We start from the raw sequence: 16,314 nt of genomic DNA on the forward strand, positions 1-16,314 counted from the left end.
ATTATTTAGCAATATATAGAACCTAATGCTCCAGAGAATTCTCCGTTTTCAATGAAGTAAGGATTTAAACCACGTAAAATTGTATAATCTACGACTATATTTCGAAGTAAGTCATTGTTTACAAATGATGACCCGATATAGACAACATTTTCAGTTTTAAATTGTTTTGCAGCATGAATCGAGACTGTTGTAACAGTTTCACCCACAATTCCCATAAGGGCAGCTAATCGATCTGCATTTGGGAAATCATCATGGATGTTTTGTAATACATGGCCGAAGTTGGCTGCTGTTAAATCTCCAGAAATAGGTGTTTTGTCGCCTTTATAGATATGTTTAACTTTCAAATCTATTTTATCTCTATCGCCGTTTATTGCAGTTTGGACTAATTCTTCATAATCACTGATTTGGGTAAGTAAATAGCCTAAACCTTGTATCATGCCTCCACCAGCTCCTGTACCGCCAGCACGCTCTTGATTTTGTGCTGTTGCGTAATGGATAGAAGTTCCTGTTCCTACGTTTGAAAATATATATGTATCTAAATGAATATCATGTTCTTTTAATAAAATTTGGATACCTGTATAAGTAGCTTCAAATTCAATGCTACGCTTTACATTATGCTTAATTATCGAATCTAAATATTGAGCCTTTCCTCCAGTGATAGAAATATCAGCCTTATCAATATGATTTAACCATTCGGCTACTTGGTCTATTTGAGTTGTTAACCATTTTTTAAATGTTCTTTTATTGTTCGTTTCAGTGACAACTTTAATAAGTGTACCTCCCGCATCAATTCCAATCTTCACAAAAACACCTCTTCAAATTAAGAAATAAATTATTGCTATTATACTATAAATTAATGTAATTGATAAATTAACGAAACAAAAAATAAATAGTAGAAAATGTATCGTTACATGATAAGATGGAAACAAAAGATAATGGGGTGTTCTTTATTGATTAGCATATACGAAATAAAACCAAAATTTCAAAAATTACTAATGCCAATAGTAAAATGGATGAGGAACATCGGTATGACACCAAATCAAGTTACAATCTTGGCGTTGTTATTATCAATTGTTACTGGAGCTGTATTAAGTGTGTTCCATGATAATAAATGGATGTATATCTTAATGCCAATCGTTATGTTTGTAAGGATGTCATTAAATGCAATTGATGGTGTTATGGCAAAAAAATATAATATGAAATCTAAGTTAGGGTTATTATTGAATGAACTAGGGGATGTAATAAGTGATGTTTGTTTATTTATTCCATTCTTATTTATAGCTCATGATTTTGGTGTAGGGATTATTTTATTTATTGCTTTATCTATTATAAGTGAAATGGCTGGTGTAACCGTTCAAGTAATAGGTAGTTCAAGAAGGTATGATGGACCGATGGGGAAAAGTGATAGAGCATTTATAGTCGGTTTAATTAGCTTCTTAATATTTGTTCAATTGAATGTTATACCGTATTTACATTTTGTATTTTATATTTGTTCAATACTTATGATTGTAAATATTTACAATAGAATAAATAAGGGGTTAGAGGAGGCAAAATAATGAATTTAGGGAAGATATCAAACGAAATGATTGTCGTTATGATTGGCGTATTTATTGTATTAGTCTTATCTAGTTTGATTTGTGCTTATTTAACGAAACGTTATCCCGATAAAGATTTTACTGAAATTAAATTGCGTATTAAATCATGGTGGGGCATGTGCATCATCTTTACGATAGCACTTGTCATTCATTCTACAGTTTCTTTGATATTTCTAGCTTTATTGTGTTTCCTAGCTTTGAAAGAATATTTTTCACTTATTCCAACTAATCGTAGTCATAGAGCTGTCTTGTTCTGGGCATATTTATCCATACCAATTCAGTTTACATTTATTTATTTCGGTTTTTACGGCATGTTCATTATTTTTATACCAGTATATATGTTCTTATTTATCCCTATACAAGCCATATTTATCGGTGAGACAAAAGGTTTTCTACAATCGATGGGATCCGTTCAGTGGGGATTAATGCTTATGGTATTTAGCCTAAGTCATCTAGCTTATTTAATTGTCTTACCAGGTGAAAAAAGTACTGTTCCTGGCGCGAGTCTTGTACTATTTCTAGTGATATTAACACAAGCTAATGATGTGTTCCAATTTTTATTTGGTAAAGCATTTGGTAAACACAAAATTGTACCTAAAGTGAGTCCGAATAAAACTTGGGAAGGTTTTGTTGGCGGCATTTTAGCAACTACCATTTTATCATTATGTATTGCACCATTTTTAACACCATTTACGCTTTTAGGAATGATTATAGCGGGAATTTACATTAGTATTATGGGATTTATTGGAGACGTGAATATATCAGCATTGAAAAGAGATTTAAATATTAAAGATACTTCACAAGCTATTCCAGGTCATGGTGGTATTTTAGATAGAGTTGATTCCCTGACTTACACAGCGCCATTATTCTTCCACTTTGTAAGGTTCTTCTACTTTTAAGGAGTGAACTAATATGTTAAGACTCATTATATTTACAATGATAATTAAACCAATCATCCTAATCGTTTTAGGTTTAAATATACGCAGAAGAGAATGGTTACCTAAAGAAGGACCAATAGTGATTATCGCTAATCATAATTCACATTTAGATACACTTGTATTGCTGTCGTTATTCCAAGGAAAAGGATTTAAAAAAGCTCGACCTGTTGCAGCGGGTGATTATTTTTTTAAGAATAAACTTTTAAAATGGTTTTCAATTAATATTATGCAGATTATTCCAATAGAAAGAAAAATGACTCGGGATATAAAAGGGCTATTTGAACCAATTGTTACAGCACTGGATGAAGGAAGTATTATTATTTTATATCCTGAAGGTAGTAGAGGAGAACCAGAAAAACTTTCAAAGTATAAGTCTGGTATTTATTACTTAATGAGAGAAAGACCTGATATACCCATTCAGCCATTATTTTTACATGGTTTAGGAAAATCATTACCTAAAGGATCAAAATTATTTGTACCATTCTTCGTAGATATTTTTGTAGGTCAGTCATTTCTTTTTAATAAAAATAGAAAAGAATTTATGGATGAACTGAATAGTCGTATGAATGATTTGAGAAATGAAGGTGATTTTAAAGAATGGTAATCATCTTTGCATGGGCGTTTTTAGAAGCGATCATATTTTTTATCATACCAGATGTTGCATTAACATATTATGCAATGAAACAAAAAAGTAAATTCAAAATATTACTAGCAAACATAATTGCGATTACTGGAGCAGTAGTAGGTGGTGTAATCGTCTATATCATTTCTATTCAACATTTAACATTTTTGGAATCAGTAATGCTTAAAATACCAGGAATTCATGAGTATATGTTCGAACATGTTATGACTTCTTTAGAAGACAAAGGCGTTCTAGGATTGATAGAAGCACCCTTATTTGGTGTTCCTTATAAACTTTATGCAATGTTAAGTTATCAACAAGGGATTTCGTTTTTTACTTTCGTGGTCATTAGTTTCTTTGCGAGATTATTGAGATTTATTTTAACGAGTTACATTGCTTATTTTTTAAGTCATATTATTTTTAAAAATTTAAATCAATATTTGAAAGTTTCAATGTGGTTAATCGTGTGGATCATTGTATATATTATTTATTTTTCAATTCATTCAATTTAAAAAATAAAAAGCACTTCCCACGGTGGGAAGTGCTTTTTGTGTTCTATTTCTTATTTTCTTCTTCTTCACGTTCTTCTAAGGATTTAGAGAAATCTGTGTCATCTTTGATATAAGTCATTTTAAAGTGTTCGGATGGTTCTCTTCTTAATGCTTTCATAATTGAGAACATCATGAGAAATAGTATAAATGCAAATGGTAACCCAGCAACTATGGAGGCGGTTTGTAAACTTTCTAATCCACCGGCTAATGTCATTGATACTGAGATTGCTCCAATCAGTGTACCCCAAACGATTTTATATTTAAAAGGTGGTGTGACTGATCCTCTATCAGACATACTTGATAGAATGAATGTAGTTGAGTCTGCACTTGTAACTAAGAATAAGAAGATTAATATTATTGCTAATACACTAGTCGCTTCGTAAAACGGGAAGTGTGATAATAAGGAGAATAAGGCTACTGTATAATCTCCTTTAACGTCTTCGGCAATACTTGCACCTTTATTGATTACTAAGTATATTGCTGTTCCACCAAATGTAGCAATCCAAGCAAATGAAATAAGTGGTGGAATAATTAGTACACCAATAACAAATTCACGAATTGTTCTACCACGTGAAACACGTGCTACGAAACCACCAATAAATGGTGACCAAGCAATAACCCAAGCCCAATAGAATACTGTCCATTGTTGAAGCCATGAGTTGTCACCTTCATAAGGGTTTAATCGTAAACTATATTGTACGAAATTAGAAATGTAATCACCAATCGCGAGAGTGAATGTTTCAAATATAAATTGTGTCGGACCTAATACTAAAATGAATAATAGTAATGCAAAACAAATAAAGATATTTGCGTTACTTAGCCATTTAACCCCTTTATTTAATCCTGATGCAGCTGATCCAAGGAATAATACAGTCATAATTACTGTAATGATGATTTTAGTCCAATTATTATTAGGAATATTAAAGACATGATGAAGGCCGCCGCCGATTTGTAAAATACCGAGACCAATTGATGTCGCTATACCCATTACTGTAGCTACAATAGCAAGTACATCGATGATATTTCTGTAAGGTTTCTTGTAAGCTTCACCAAATACGGGTTCCATAGCTGTGGAAATTAATCCATCTCTACGTTTTCTGAATTGGAAATAAGCTACGATTAATCCAGCCATCGCAAAGATAGACCATTGTGAAATTCCCCAATGGAAGAAAGTATATCCCATAGCTAATCGTGCAGATTCTAAAGTGCTACCATCTACTTCATTTGGCAAAGGTGATTTTAGATAGTGTGTCATTGGTTCTGCCACACCCCAGAAAACGATACCGACACCTAAGCCAGCTGAAAATAGCATACCAATCCAAGAAATAAATGAAAATTCTGGTTCTTCGTCATCTCTTCCGAGTTTAAAACGTCCAAACCTTGTAATTGCTAAGCCAATTAAGAAAATGTCTAATACAAAAACAATTATTAAGAATAACCATCCCGTACTATTTGATATAAATGTGTATAAAACATTGGCATATTTGCCAAACCCTTTAGGAAATATGCCTGCAGTTAGCGTAACCAATATTATAATAGACATAGATACCCAGAAAACTAATGTTGTTTTATTATTCTTATTGTCGTGATGCTCTTCAGACTGATTCATAATTTTCCCCCTTCATAAATAATGCAGTCTTTATTTTAGTACCCTTATAAAATTGATATTAACATAGAATTTATAAATAGATAATAAGGTTCTTAATTGCGCATTGAACATAAAGTTCGGTATGATATGTATAAATACACGGGGGGATTTAAATAATGAAAGCAAAACAATTCGGTGATATTGAAATTAAACCTTTTGAAGAAAGTATGAGAACGGCACTATATGATTTTCGTTTAAATGAGCGTCAACAAATCTATTCTTCTTTGCCAAAAGAAGTGTTAGATGGTGCTATTAATGATCCTGATAGAAGGCCAAATATCGTTGTGAATGAGAAAAATGAAATTATTGGTTTCTTTGTCCTTCATAAATATTATCAACATGAAGGTTATGATACACCAGATAATGTAGTATATATTCGTTCTTTATCAATTAATGAAAAGTATCAAGGCAATGGATATGGAACAACGATTATGATGAATTTACCGGAATATGTACAATTTGTGTTCCCTGATTTTGATCATTTATATTTAGTAGTAGATGCTGAAAATGAGGCTGCATGGAATTTATATGAAAGAGCAGGCTTTATGCATACCGCAACTAAAGAAGAAGGTCCTCTAGGTAAAGAGCGTTTATATTATTTAGATTTAGATTCTAAATATGTATCATCATTAAAGCTAGTATTAAATGAAGATAATTTAGATAACGAGTTTGTAGATATTCACTTAATGAAAGATAAACAAAAAGTGGGCATTATTGTATTGGAAGATAAAGGACAAAGCTTTGATATTCGAAGTATAGAAGTAGAAGAAAATGAAAGAAAAGAAGGTATAGCAGAAAGTGCTTTAAGACAGTTGAGCACATTCGTACGTAGAAGATTTGCAGATAAGAAAGAAATACATATTACTTTATTTGGTTCAAACAACAAATTAAAGCCTTTATGTGAGAAAGCAAGATTTGTAGAAATACAAAAATCAGAAGACTATATCAAACTTATGAAATATATTAAGTATTAACAAACATTTGCTAAAAATCAGCTTGTCAATTATAATCGTAAACTGTTATGATTATAAATATTAATGTGCGACAATAGTTCGATTGTTGAAAGGAAGAGTAAAGATGAAATTAAAAGATTTCACTAAAGAGATGGTAGATGAGCATTCATTTATCGAAATGGCTTATATTTTATTAACAGAGAACGGCAAAGAAACAAACCTATATGACATGGTAGACGAATTCAAAAGATTAGGTAATTATAAAGATTCACAAATTGAAAATCGTATTTTACAATTTTATACTGATTTAAATACTGATGGACGATTTTTAAGTGTTGGAGAGAATATTTGGGGTTTACGTGATTGGTATTCAGTAGATGATATTGAAGAAAAAATCGCACCTACTATCCAAAAATTCAACGTACTTGATGAAGAAGATGAAGCAGATTCAGAAATTTCATTATTAGGCGAAGAAGACAAAACGAAGGACCTTGACATTACGATCGTACAAGATGATGAAGAAGGACTAAATGATCCTGAAGACCCAGAAGATGAAGAGGTTGAGGATGAATTAGACGAAGCAGGTCTTGTTGTCGATGAAGATGAAGAAGACGATGAAGAAGAGGAAGAAAAAGAATTTTAATTGACTTTTCTTTAAAAGATGGTAATATTTTATTTGGGCTCCTTTAAATAGGACAACGTATAAATATAACGCTCCCTCCTTACATTTTAAATAATGTAAGTGGGAGCGTTTTTTATTTTTTAATTATCAAATGGAGGTACAATCATGACAAAGTTCATTTTCGTAACAGGTGGCGTAGTTTCGTCTCTTGGTAAAGGTATCACTGCAGCATCACTAGGAAGATTACTTAAAAATAGAGGATTAAATGTAACAATTCAAAAATTCGACCCATACTTGAATGTAGATCCAGGTACTATGAGTCCATATCAACATGGCGAAGTATTCGTAACTGAAGATGGTGCTGAAACAGATTTAGATTTAGGTCATTATGAAAGATTTATTGATATAAATTTAAATAAATATTCTAACGTAACAGCAGGTAAAGTTTATTCACACGTTTTAAAGAAAGAAAGACGTGGAGATTTCTTAGGTGGAACAGTTCAAGTTATTCCACATATTACAAATGAAATTAAATCAAGATTATTGATGGCGGGTGAAAGCACTAACGCTGATGTAGTTATTACTGAAATTGGTGGTACTACTGGTGATATTGAATCACTTCCATTTATTGAAGCAATCAGACAAATCAAGAGTGATCTTGGTCGTGAAAATGTTATGTACATCCATTGTACGCTTCTTCCTTATATTAAAGCAGCAGGTGAGATGAAGACTAAACCAACTCAACATAGTGTTAAAGAGTTAAGAGGTTTAGGTATTCAACCTGATTTAATTGTTGTACGTACAGAATATGAAATGACGCAAGACTTAAGAGATAAAATTGCATTATTCTGTGACATCAACAAACGTGCTGTTATCGAGTGTCGTGATGCAGATACATTGTATCAAATACCATTAGCACTACAAGAACAGCATATGGATGATATTGTTATTGAAAGATTATCTTTAGATGCTGCAGCAGAAGCGGAATTAACTGAATGGAACCAACTATTAGATACTGTTCGTAATTTAGAAGGAACAGTGAAAATTGGTTTAGTAGGTAAATATGTGAGCTTACAAGATGCTTATCTATCAGTAGTAGAAGCATTGAAACATGCTGGTTATGACTTTAAATCAGATATAGAAATAAAATGGATAAATTCTGAACACTTAAATGACAAGAACTATCAACAAGAATTATCAGATGTTAATGGTATTTTAGTACCTGGTGGTTTTGGTGATAGAGGTGTTGAAGGTAAAATTTTAGCTATACAATATGCCCGTGAAAATAATATTCCTTATTTAGGTATTTGTTTAGGTATGCAATTAGCAACAGTTGAATTTGCTAGAAATGTAGTTGGATTACATGATGCTCATTCAGCAGAATTAAATCCAAACACACCTTATCCAATTATTGACTTATTACCAGAACAAAAAGATATTGAAGACTTAGGTGGTACTTTAAGATTAGGCGTATACCCATGTAAAATTGAAGAAGGTACAATTGCACATGACGTTTACGGTGAAGTAGAAGTAGATGAAAGACACCGTCACCGTTATGAATTTAATAATGAATATCGAGAAAGATTAGAATCAGAAGGCATGAGATTCTCAGGAACAAGTCCAGATGGTCGTTTAGTTGAAATAGTAGAACTAGAAAATCATCCATGGTTTGTAGCTTGTCAATTCCATCCAGAATTTCTATCAAGACCTACACGTCCACAAAAATTATTTAGAGGATTTGTAGAAGCGAGTATCAAAAATAAATAAATAATAACAAAGCTCATCACGTCATTTTACGTGATGAGCTTTTATAATGGATGAAAATTATTCTTCATTTAAATCTTGCTTCATCTCATACATTTCAGCATACATGATATAATATATATAATTTAAAGCCATAAGATGTGGTGTAATGATTTTGCTGTAATCTGCAGTTGGGACAATCGCTCTAGGTGTAGATAAATCTATATAATGCATTAGTGATTCATGTGTGTTATGCTCTTTATCTTTATTTGAAATAACTACGAAATCGATATCTTCATCATTTAATTTTTTAATCCATTGATTCAGTTCGGGTGTGAAAAATGAACCAACCAATAAGACGCGATCTGTTGTATCAATCGTATTGATTTCTTCTAATGAATCTAATGTTATTGAATGCGGTAGGCTTTCAGTACTTTTTGTCATGAATTCACTGAAATAGTTGATTTCATCAAAAGTTTTAATAAATATCTTACCTTCGCCGTTTGCCGCTTGCATGAGTAACTGTGATGCAATTTCAATTTCTTCTAATTGAGCATCTATTTTAGTGAATATACCATTTAGTTGGGTATTAAAGATTTTAAGCAATGTGTATTCTCCTTATAAACGTAATTAAATTTATTTTATAGAAAAAGCGAGGTATCTTCAATGGATGTACTTATTATAGATGATGAAAAGAATATTAGACAATTATTAAAGGAAATATTGGAATTAAATCATTTTAAAGTAGATACTGCTAAAAATGGTCGCGATGGTATTGAATTATTTAATAAAAATTCTTATAAACTTATCTTTATAGATAAAAGAATGCCTGGAATTTCTGGTGAAGAAGTTTTTACAGAAATTAGAAAAACGAACAAAATAATACCTGTTTATATTATTTCAGCATTTCAATCATCAACAGAGATAGAAATCTTAAATAAAGGAAATATTACTGGAGTGCTAATGAAGCCGTTTACAATTCAAGAAGTTATGAAAATTGTAAGAAAACATTTAGGATAGGGCTTTCAAAAGGTGCATATGTTAATAAAGTTTGATATAATTATCTTGTAAATAATACGTGCGTTGCACAATAGGAGGAAACTCAATGCCTTTAGTTTCAATGAAAGAAATGTTAATTAAAGCGAAAGAAAACGGTTATGCTGTTGGACAATACAACATCAATAACTTAGAATTCACACAAGCGATTCTTCAAGCTTCACAAGAAGAAAATGCACCAGTTATTCTTGGTGTATCTGAAGGAGCTGGACGTTACATCGGTGGTTTCAAAACTGTTGTTAAAATCGTTGAAGGTTTAATGGAAGATTACAACATTACAATTCCAGTTGCAATTCACCTTGACCACGGTTCAAGTTTCGAAAAATGTAAAGAAGCGATTGATGCTGGATTTACTTCAGTAATGATTGATGCTTCTCATCACTCATTCGAAGAAAACATTGAAATTACTTCTAAAGTAGTTGAATACGCTCATGCTAACGGTGTTTCTGTGGAAGCAGAATTAGGAACTGTTGGTGGACAAGAAGATGACGTTGTTGCAGAAGGCGTAATCTATGCTGATCCTAAAGAATGTCAAGAACTTGTTGAAAGAACTGGTATTGATACTTTAGCACCTGCATTAGGTTCAGTACACGGACCTTACAAAGGTGAACCAAAATTAGGATTTAAAGAAATGGAAGAAATCGGAGCTTCTACTGGATTACCATTAGTATTACACGGTGGTACTGGTATCCCAACTCACGATATCAAAAAAGCTATTCCATTCGGTACAGCTAAAATCAACGTTAACACTGAAAACCAAATTGCATCTGTAAAAGCAGTTCGTGAAGTGTTAAATAACGACAGTGAAGTTTACGATCCACGTAAATATTTAGGACCTGCTCGTGAAGCAATTAAAGCTACAGTTAAAGGTAAAATCCAAGAATTTGGTACTTCTAACCAAGCATAATTAAATTAAATTCTTAATACTAAGAATAAAATATGAGGCTGGGACAAATTAATTTGTCCCAGCCTTTCATTGTTTTAGTGTGATTTTGAGGTTGTCATAGATTAACTCCCGACTTAATCTACGACTTAGACAAACTCTTCGCTTAACTATCGACTTAATCTACGACTTATCTCATTTTTAATGCACATGTTTTCACAAAAATGCTTATTAGAATAGACATAAAATTTTAATTTATTAATCCAGTTTTTAAATAAATTAAGTTATTAGTATTTACTTTTTATGTTTTTGCGTTTATGTTATTGAATAGTATATAATGGAAATAATTATCTATTCATGTTGAGAGAGTATGCATTCTCTAAGACGATGAAGTAAAGGAGTAAACATATGTCTCAAGAAGTTATAAAAATAAAAGGTGGAAACAAGTTAAACGGCAAAGTACAAATAAGCGGGGCTAAAAATAGTGCAGTAGCATTAATACCTGCTAGTTTGATGGCAAATGATGTTGTAACTTTAGATGGTCTACCAGATATTTCAGATGTAAAAACGTTAATGAGCTTATTAGGCGATTTAAATATAAAGACAGATTTAGATGGTGACCAACTTGTAGTAGACTCTAGTGACGCAGTTAATTTACCATTACCAAATAATAAAGTTCAGTCATTAAGAGCATCATATTATATGATGGGCGCTATGCTTGGACGATTTAAAAAATGTGTTATTGGATTACCTGGTGGTTGCCCATTAGGACCTAGACCAATTGATCAACATATAAAAGGTTTTGAAGCATTAGGTGCAAAAGTGACTAATGAGCAAGGTGCTATGTATTTAATTGCTGAAGAATTAGTTGGTGCAAAAATATTTATGGATGTTGTAAGTGTTGGTGCAACGATTAATATTATGTTAGCTGCTTCATTAGCTAAAGGGAAAACAGTAATTGAAAACGCTGCAAAAGAACCTGAAATTGTTGATGTTGCTACTCTATTAAATAATATGGGTGCAAAAATTAGAGGTGCTGGTACAGATACATTGAAAATTGAAGGTGTAGAATCATTACACGGCACAAAGCATGCAATAATACCTGATAGAATTGAAGCTGGAACGTATATGTGTGCGGCAGCTGCTATGGGTGAAGAAGTATATATAGAGAATATAATTCCATTACATTTAGAACCATTGATTGCTAAATTAAAAGAAATGGGTACTGAAATAGAACTTGGTGAAGACTCTATTTTAATTAAAGGGAAAGACGAGTATAAGCCGGTAGATATTCAAACTTCTGTTTATCCTGGATTTGCTACTGACTTACAACAACCTTTCACTCCGTTATTATTAAAAGCTAATGGTCAAAGTAAAATAACAGAAACAATTTATCCAGCTAGATTTAAACATGTCGATGAACTTATTAGAATGGGTGCTAAAGTTAGTTTAGAAAATGGAACAGCTATTTATTATCCATCAAAATTAACTGGAGCAAGTGTAGCTGCAAGTGATTTACGAGCTGGCGCTTCACTTTTAATTGCCGGTTTGATATCTGATGGCGTCACAACTGTTTATAATGTTAATCATATTCACAGAGGTTATAGTGGAATAGTGGATAAACTAAAAGCATTAGGCGCTGATATTTGGACAGAAACAGTATAACGAGTATAAAATGTATACTTTGTATATAAAGTGTAGTATAATTGTAATATAGAAGTTAAAGAGGTGAGTAACATGGAAGTATGTCCTTATTTAGAAGAAACATTTAAAGTTATAGGACGCAGTTGGAATGGTTTGATACTCAATTATTTATCACGTTGTGATGAACGCTCTGCTCATTTTTCTGATATGAAAAGAGATCTTAAACGTATTACACCAAGAGCGTTATCTCTTAAATTAACCGAGTTAAGTGACTGGGGATTAGTTGAAAAGAAAGTTGTTACAACAACGCCTCTATCTGTTGAATATCAAATAACTAATAAAGGTTATGAGCTAGCTCAAGCTCTTGTACCATTAGAAGAGTGGGCGCAGCGAAATGTTGAGTTAGAAGAAAACCATTCGTAAGGGAAAATAAGAGTCCCATCAGCAAAGTATAGATTACTTTTAGCTGGTGGGGCTCTTATTTTTATTTTTATTTTTAGTACAAACTTTACAATCTATAAACACATCATTTTAATTATATGTATGTTTCGTACTATAATAATAGCTGTAACAAATATAAAGGAGTAGATAATTGATGAGACAAGATATCAAACAATTTATAAATGGCGAATGGGTAAGTAGCCACAGTGGAAAAACTCTTGATGTAATTAACCCAGCTACTGAAGAAGTAATGGGTCAAATAGCAGCAGGAAACAAACAAGATGTTGATGATGCAGTTGCAGCTGCTAAAAAAGTCTATGTAAAATTTAGAAATACTTCTTTAGAAGAAAGAAAAGCTTTATTAGAAAGAATCGCAGACGAATATGAAAATAGAAAAGAAGATTTAATAGATGTTATGACAGATGAATTAGGTTCACCAATTGAGAAATCTGAATCAGTTCATTATCAAATGGGATTGAATCACTTTAGAGAAGCAAGTAAAGCAATCGATTCAATACAATTTGAAGAACGTCGTGGAGATGATCTTGTAGTCAAAGAAGCAATTGGTGTTGCAGGTTTAGTTACACCTTGGAATTTCCCAACTAATCAAACTTCATTGAAATTAGCAGGTGCTTTTGCTGCAGGTTCACCAGTAGTATTGAAACCATCCGAAGAAACACCATTTGCGGCAATTATTTTAGCTGAAATATTTGAAAAAGCTGGCGTGCCAAAAGGTGTATTTAACTTAGTGAATGGTGATGGACAAAGTGTCGGTGATCCATTAAGTAGTCATCCTGATGTTCGTATGATGTCATTTACAGGTTCAGGACCAACAGGTAGAAAAATTATGGAAAACTCAGCTAAAGACTTCAAAAAAGTATCATTAGAACTAGGTGGTAAATCTCCATTAGTAGTTTTAGATGATGTGGATATTGAAAAAGCTGCTAAAGGCGCAGTTGCTAAATTCGTACAAAATACAGGTCAAGTATGTACAGCAGCAACTCGTACATTAGTTCCAGAAAGCATTAAAGATGAATTTATTGCTGCAGCTAAAAAAGCAATTGAAAATGTTAAAGTTGGTAACCCAAGAGAAGAAGGTCAAGATACAGGTCCTGTAGTATCTAAAAAACAATTTGATACTGTACAAAGCTATATCCAAAAAGGTATCGATGAAGGTGCAACATTACTTCACGGTGGTGTAGGTAAACCTGAAGGACTAGAAAAAGGGTATTTTGTTAAACCAACATTATTTACAGACGTTACAAATGATATGACAATTGCTCAAGAAGAAATATTTGGTCCAGTAGGTACAATCATTACTTATAAAGACCTTGATGAAGCAATTGAAATTGCAAACGATACAATTTATGGTTTAGCAGCATACGTATACGGAAACGATAAAGATAAAGTAAGAGAAGTTTCTAAATTATTAGAAGCAGGTACTGTTGAAATTAATGATGCAGGCAGACAACCAAACTTACCATTCGGTGGTTACAAACAATCAGGAATTGGTAGAGAATGGGGAGACTACGGAATTGAAGAATTCCTAGAAGTAAAAGCAATCCCTGGTTATTATAAATAAAGTTTAAATTGGAAGAGGCTGAGACAATTAATTGTCTCAGCCTCTAATCATTATAATGACAATAGATGACTGGATTGAAAGTGTGCTTATAAGTCATATTATATAAAAGAAACGTGCAAGAAGTGTTCACAAAGGCAGCTATTTTTCTTATTTATATCTATAACTTATTTTGTCATCATCCTAAAAAAATGCTATAGTTTAAAGGCAGATTATAAATCTGGTATTACAATAAAAGAATTAGATTTTAAGAAATGGGTGTCATAAAAATGGCTGAAAGAGTTAGAACAAGTCCACAGTATGAATCGTTTCACGAATTATACAAGAATTATACAACTAAAGAATTAACAACTAAGGCAAAAGAATTTAGAATAACAAATTATAGTAAATTAAATAAAAAAGAACTTGTCTTAGCTATTATGGAAGCTCAAATGGAGAAAGACGGTAATTACTATATGGAAGGTATCCTAGATGATATTCAACCAGATGGTTATGGTTTTCTTCGAACTGTAAATTATTCCAAAGGCGAGAAAGATATTTATATATCTGCTAGTCAAATTAGACGTTTCGAAATTAAAAAAGGTGACAAAGTAACGGGTAAAGTTAGAAAGCCTAAAGAAAATGAAAAATATTATGGATTACTGCAAGTTGATTTTGTAAATGATCAAAATGCAGAAGAAGTAAAGAAAAGACCGCACTTTCAAGCGTTAACTCCTCTATACCCACAAGAACGTATCCGATTAGAAACAACAGATAAAAAGCACTCAACAAGAATTATGGACTTAATTACTCCAATAGGTCTTGGTCAACGTGGCATGATTGTTGCACCTCCAAAAGCTGGTAAAACTTCATTGCTTAAAGAAATTGCAAATGCAATTGCAATTAACCAACCTAAAGCAAAATTATTTATATTATTAATTGGAGAACGCCCAGAGGAAGTAACAGATATAGAACGTTCAGTTGAACAAGCAGAAGTTGTTAACTCTACTTTTGATGAGCCACCTGAACACCATGTAAAAGTTGCAGAATTGTTATTGGAAAGAGCTAAACGTTTAGTTGAGATTGGTGAAGATGTTATTATTTTAATGGATTCACTCACAAGACTTGCTAGAGCTTATAATTTAGTCGTACCGCCAAGTGGTAGAACACTATCTGGTGGTTTAGATCCGGCTTCACTTCATAGACCAAAACATTTCTTTGGAGCGGCAAGAAATATCGAAGCTGGAGGTAGTTTAACAATTCTAGCTACAGCTTTAGTTGAAACAGGATCACGTATGGATGATATGATTTATGAGGAATTTAAAGGTACAGGTAACATGGAACTTCATTTAGACCGTAAACTATCAGAAAAAAGAGTGTTTCCTGCTATTGACATTAGAAGAAGTTCTACTCGTAAAGAAGAATTGTTGTTAGAAACTAATGAACTTGAAATGATATGGCAATTACGTAATTTATTTACGGATCAGAATGATTTTTCTGAAAGATTTATAAGAAAATTAAAACGTACTAAGTCTAATGCTGAATTCTTTGAAGTTTTAAGAAAATCAATGGTTGAAAGTGCCAAGACAGGTAAACCGATTATATAAATTTAAGGTTGCAATTTAATTCTTCAACATATATAATATGTAAGTATTGAGTGAATTAGTCACAAATAAACTCTGTTCCAGATGGTTCAGGGCAAAGGAGCTGAAAAAAATGAAACAAGGAATTCATCCAGAGTATAATAAAGTTATCTTTTTAGATACAACTACAGACTTCAAATTCTTAAGTGGTTCAACACGTAGTTCTAACGAAACTATGGAATGGGAAGATGGTAACGAATACCCAGTTATCCGTTTAGATATCTCTTCAGATTCACATCCATTCTATACAGGACGTCAAAAATTCGCATCTGCGGATGGTCGTGTGGAACGCTTCAACAAAAAATTTGGTTTCAAATCAAACAACTAATTATGAAGCGAATCAAGCATCCTTTTTTAAAGGATGCTTTTTTTGTAATTATTAATAAATATGTAAAAATAATATGATATAATTAAGCG

The 16,314-nt window shown here is 32.2% G+C and carries 17 protein-coding genes; 14 read left to right on the plus strand and 3 right to left on the minus strand.

From position 1 onward, the window contains the following. Positions 1 to 5 precede the first annotated feature (5 nt). Complete coding sequence (coaW, locus tag LQ668_RS05925) at positions 6 to 803, minus strand: type II pantothenate kinase (RefSeq protein WP_107509017.1); 798 nt, start codon at positions 801 to 803, stop codon at positions 6 to 8. A gap of 225 nt (positions 804 to 1,028) precedes the next feature. On the opposite strand from coaW, the gene LQ668_RS05930 reads away from it, so the two are divergent. Genes LQ668_RS05930 through LQ668_RS05945 form a run of 4 tightly spaced genes read left to right on the plus strand, consistent with a single transcriptional unit; the run spans position 1,029 to position 3,667 of the window. Next, positions 1,029 to 1,556: a CDP-alcohol phosphatidyltransferase family protein gene (locus LQ668_RS05930; RefSeq protein WP_239775934.1), complete on the plus strand. Its 528-nt coding sequence runs from the start codon at positions 1,029 to 1,031 to the stop codon at positions 1,554 to 1,556. Beyond that, positions 1,556 to 2,494 carry a phosphatidate cytidylyltransferase gene (locus LQ668_RS05935; RefSeq protein WP_078358039.1) on the plus strand — a complete coding sequence of 313 codons (939 nt, stop codon included), beginning with the start codon at positions 1,556 to 1,558 and terminating at the stop codon, positions 2,492 to 2,494. The genes LQ668_RS05930 and LQ668_RS05935 overlap by 1 nt, the downstream gene beginning before the upstream one ends. A gap of 13 nt (positions 2,495 to 2,507) precedes the next feature. After that, complete coding sequence (locus tag LQ668_RS05940) at positions 2,508 to 3,137, plus strand: lysophospholipid acyltransferase family protein (protein ID WP_078358038.1); 630 nt, start codon at positions 2,508 to 2,510, stop codon at positions 3,135 to 3,137. Further along, positions 3,131 to 3,667 carry a YqaA family protein gene (locus tag LQ668_RS05945; RefSeq protein ID WP_107509018.1) on the plus strand — a complete coding sequence of 179 codons (537 nt, stop codon included), beginning with the start codon at positions 3,131 to 3,133 and terminating at the stop codon, positions 3,665 to 3,667. Before LQ668_RS05940 ends, LQ668_RS05945 begins: the two co-directional genes overlap by 7 nt. 43 nt (positions 3,668 to 3,710) lie before the next feature. On the opposite strand, the gene LQ668_RS05950 is transcribed toward LQ668_RS05945, so the two are convergent. Further along, positions 3,711 to 5,315, minus strand: a complete 1,605-nt coding sequence (locus tag LQ668_RS05950; protein ID WP_107509019.1) for a BCCT family transporter — start codon at positions 5,313 to 5,315, stop codon at positions 3,711 to 3,713. Between the two features lie 152 nt (positions 5,316 to 5,467). Between LQ668_RS05950 and LQ668_RS05955 the strand changes: the two genes are divergently transcribed. The 3 genes from LQ668_RS05955 to LQ668_RS05965 all read left to right on the plus strand — a co-directional run bounded on the left by LQ668_RS05955 (position 5,468) and on the right by LQ668_RS05965 (position 8,696). Beyond that, complete coding sequence (locus LQ668_RS05955; protein ID WP_170167669.1) at positions 5,468 to 6,328, plus strand: GNAT family N-acetyltransferase; 861 nt, start codon at positions 5,468 to 5,470, stop codon at positions 6,326 to 6,328. 103 nt (positions 6,329 to 6,431) lie between these two features. Further along, a complete protein-coding gene (rpoE, locus tag LQ668_RS05960; protein ID WP_239775935.1) occupies positions 6,432 to 6,950 on the plus strand; it encodes a DNA-directed RNA polymerase subunit delta in 519 nt (172 codons plus the stop codon). A gap of 144 nt (positions 6,951 to 7,094) precedes the next feature. Further along, complete coding sequence (locus tag LQ668_RS05965) at positions 7,095 to 8,696, plus strand: CTP synthase (RefSeq protein ID WP_078358033.1); 1,602 nt, start codon at positions 7,095 to 7,097, stop codon at positions 8,694 to 8,696. Positions 8,697 to 8,753: 57 nt separating this feature from the next. On the opposite strand, the gene LQ668_RS05970 is transcribed toward LQ668_RS05965, so the two are convergent. Continuing rightward, a complete protein-coding gene (locus tag LQ668_RS05970; RefSeq protein ID WP_107509021.1) occupies positions 8,754 to 9,278 on the minus strand; it encodes a DUF2529 family protein in 525 nt (174 codons plus the stop codon). A gap of 60 nt (positions 9,279 to 9,338) precedes the next feature. On the opposite strand from LQ668_RS05970, the gene LQ668_RS05975 reads away from it, so the two are divergent. The 7 genes from LQ668_RS05975 to LQ668_RS06005 all read left to right on the plus strand — a co-directional run bounded on the left by LQ668_RS05975 (position 9,339) and on the right by LQ668_RS06005 (position 16,225). Beyond that, on the plus strand, positions 9,339 to 9,692 hold the full coding sequence (locus LQ668_RS05975) for a response regulator (RefSeq protein ID WP_107509022.1): 354 nt from the start codon (positions 9,339 to 9,341) through the stop codon (positions 9,690 to 9,692). Positions 9,693 to 9,777: 85 nt separating this feature from the next. Next, positions 9,778 to 10,635, plus strand: a complete 858-nt coding sequence (gene fdaB / locus LQ668_RS05980; RefSeq protein WP_078358030.1) for a class IIb fructose-bisphosphate aldolase FdaB — start codon at positions 9,778 to 9,780, stop codon at positions 10,633 to 10,635. A gap of 384 nt (positions 10,636 to 11,019) precedes the next feature. Continuing rightward, positions 11,020 to 12,276, plus strand: coding sequence for a UDP-N-acetylglucosamine 1-carboxyvinyltransferase (locus LQ668_RS05985; RefSeq protein WP_078358029.1), 1,257 nt, complete (start codon positions 11,020 to 11,022; stop codon positions 12,274 to 12,276). A gap of 72 nt (positions 12,277 to 12,348) precedes the next feature. Further along, positions 12,349 to 12,678, plus strand: a complete 330-nt coding sequence (locus tag LQ668_RS05990; RefSeq protein WP_078358028.1) for a winged helix-turn-helix transcriptional regulator — start codon at positions 12,349 to 12,351, stop codon at positions 12,676 to 12,678. Between the two features lie 172 nt (positions 12,679 to 12,850). Further along, a complete protein-coding gene (locus LQ668_RS05995; RefSeq protein WP_078358027.1) occupies positions 12,851 to 14,278 on the plus strand; it encodes an aldehyde dehydrogenase family protein in 1,428 nt (475 codons plus the stop codon). A 266-nt stretch (positions 14,279 to 14,544) separates the two neighbouring features. Beyond that, complete coding sequence (rho, locus tag LQ668_RS06000; RefSeq protein WP_078358026.1) at positions 14,545 to 15,861, plus strand: transcription termination factor Rho; 1,317 nt, start codon at positions 14,545 to 14,547, stop codon at positions 15,859 to 15,861. A 109-nt stretch (positions 15,862 to 15,970) separates the two neighbouring features. After that, positions 15,971 to 16,225, plus strand: coding sequence for a type B 50S ribosomal protein L31 (locus tag LQ668_RS06005; protein WP_078358025.1), 255 nt, complete (start codon positions 15,971 to 15,973; stop codon positions 16,223 to 16,225). Positions 16,226 to 16,314 lie beyond the last annotated feature (89 nt).

Origin of the sequence: Mammaliicoccus sp. K-M42, assembly GCF_022386375.1 — a bacterium.
GTDB classification, from domain to species: Bacteria; Bacillota; Bacilli; order Staphylococcales; family Staphylococcaceae; genus Mammaliicoccus; species Mammaliicoccus fleurettii.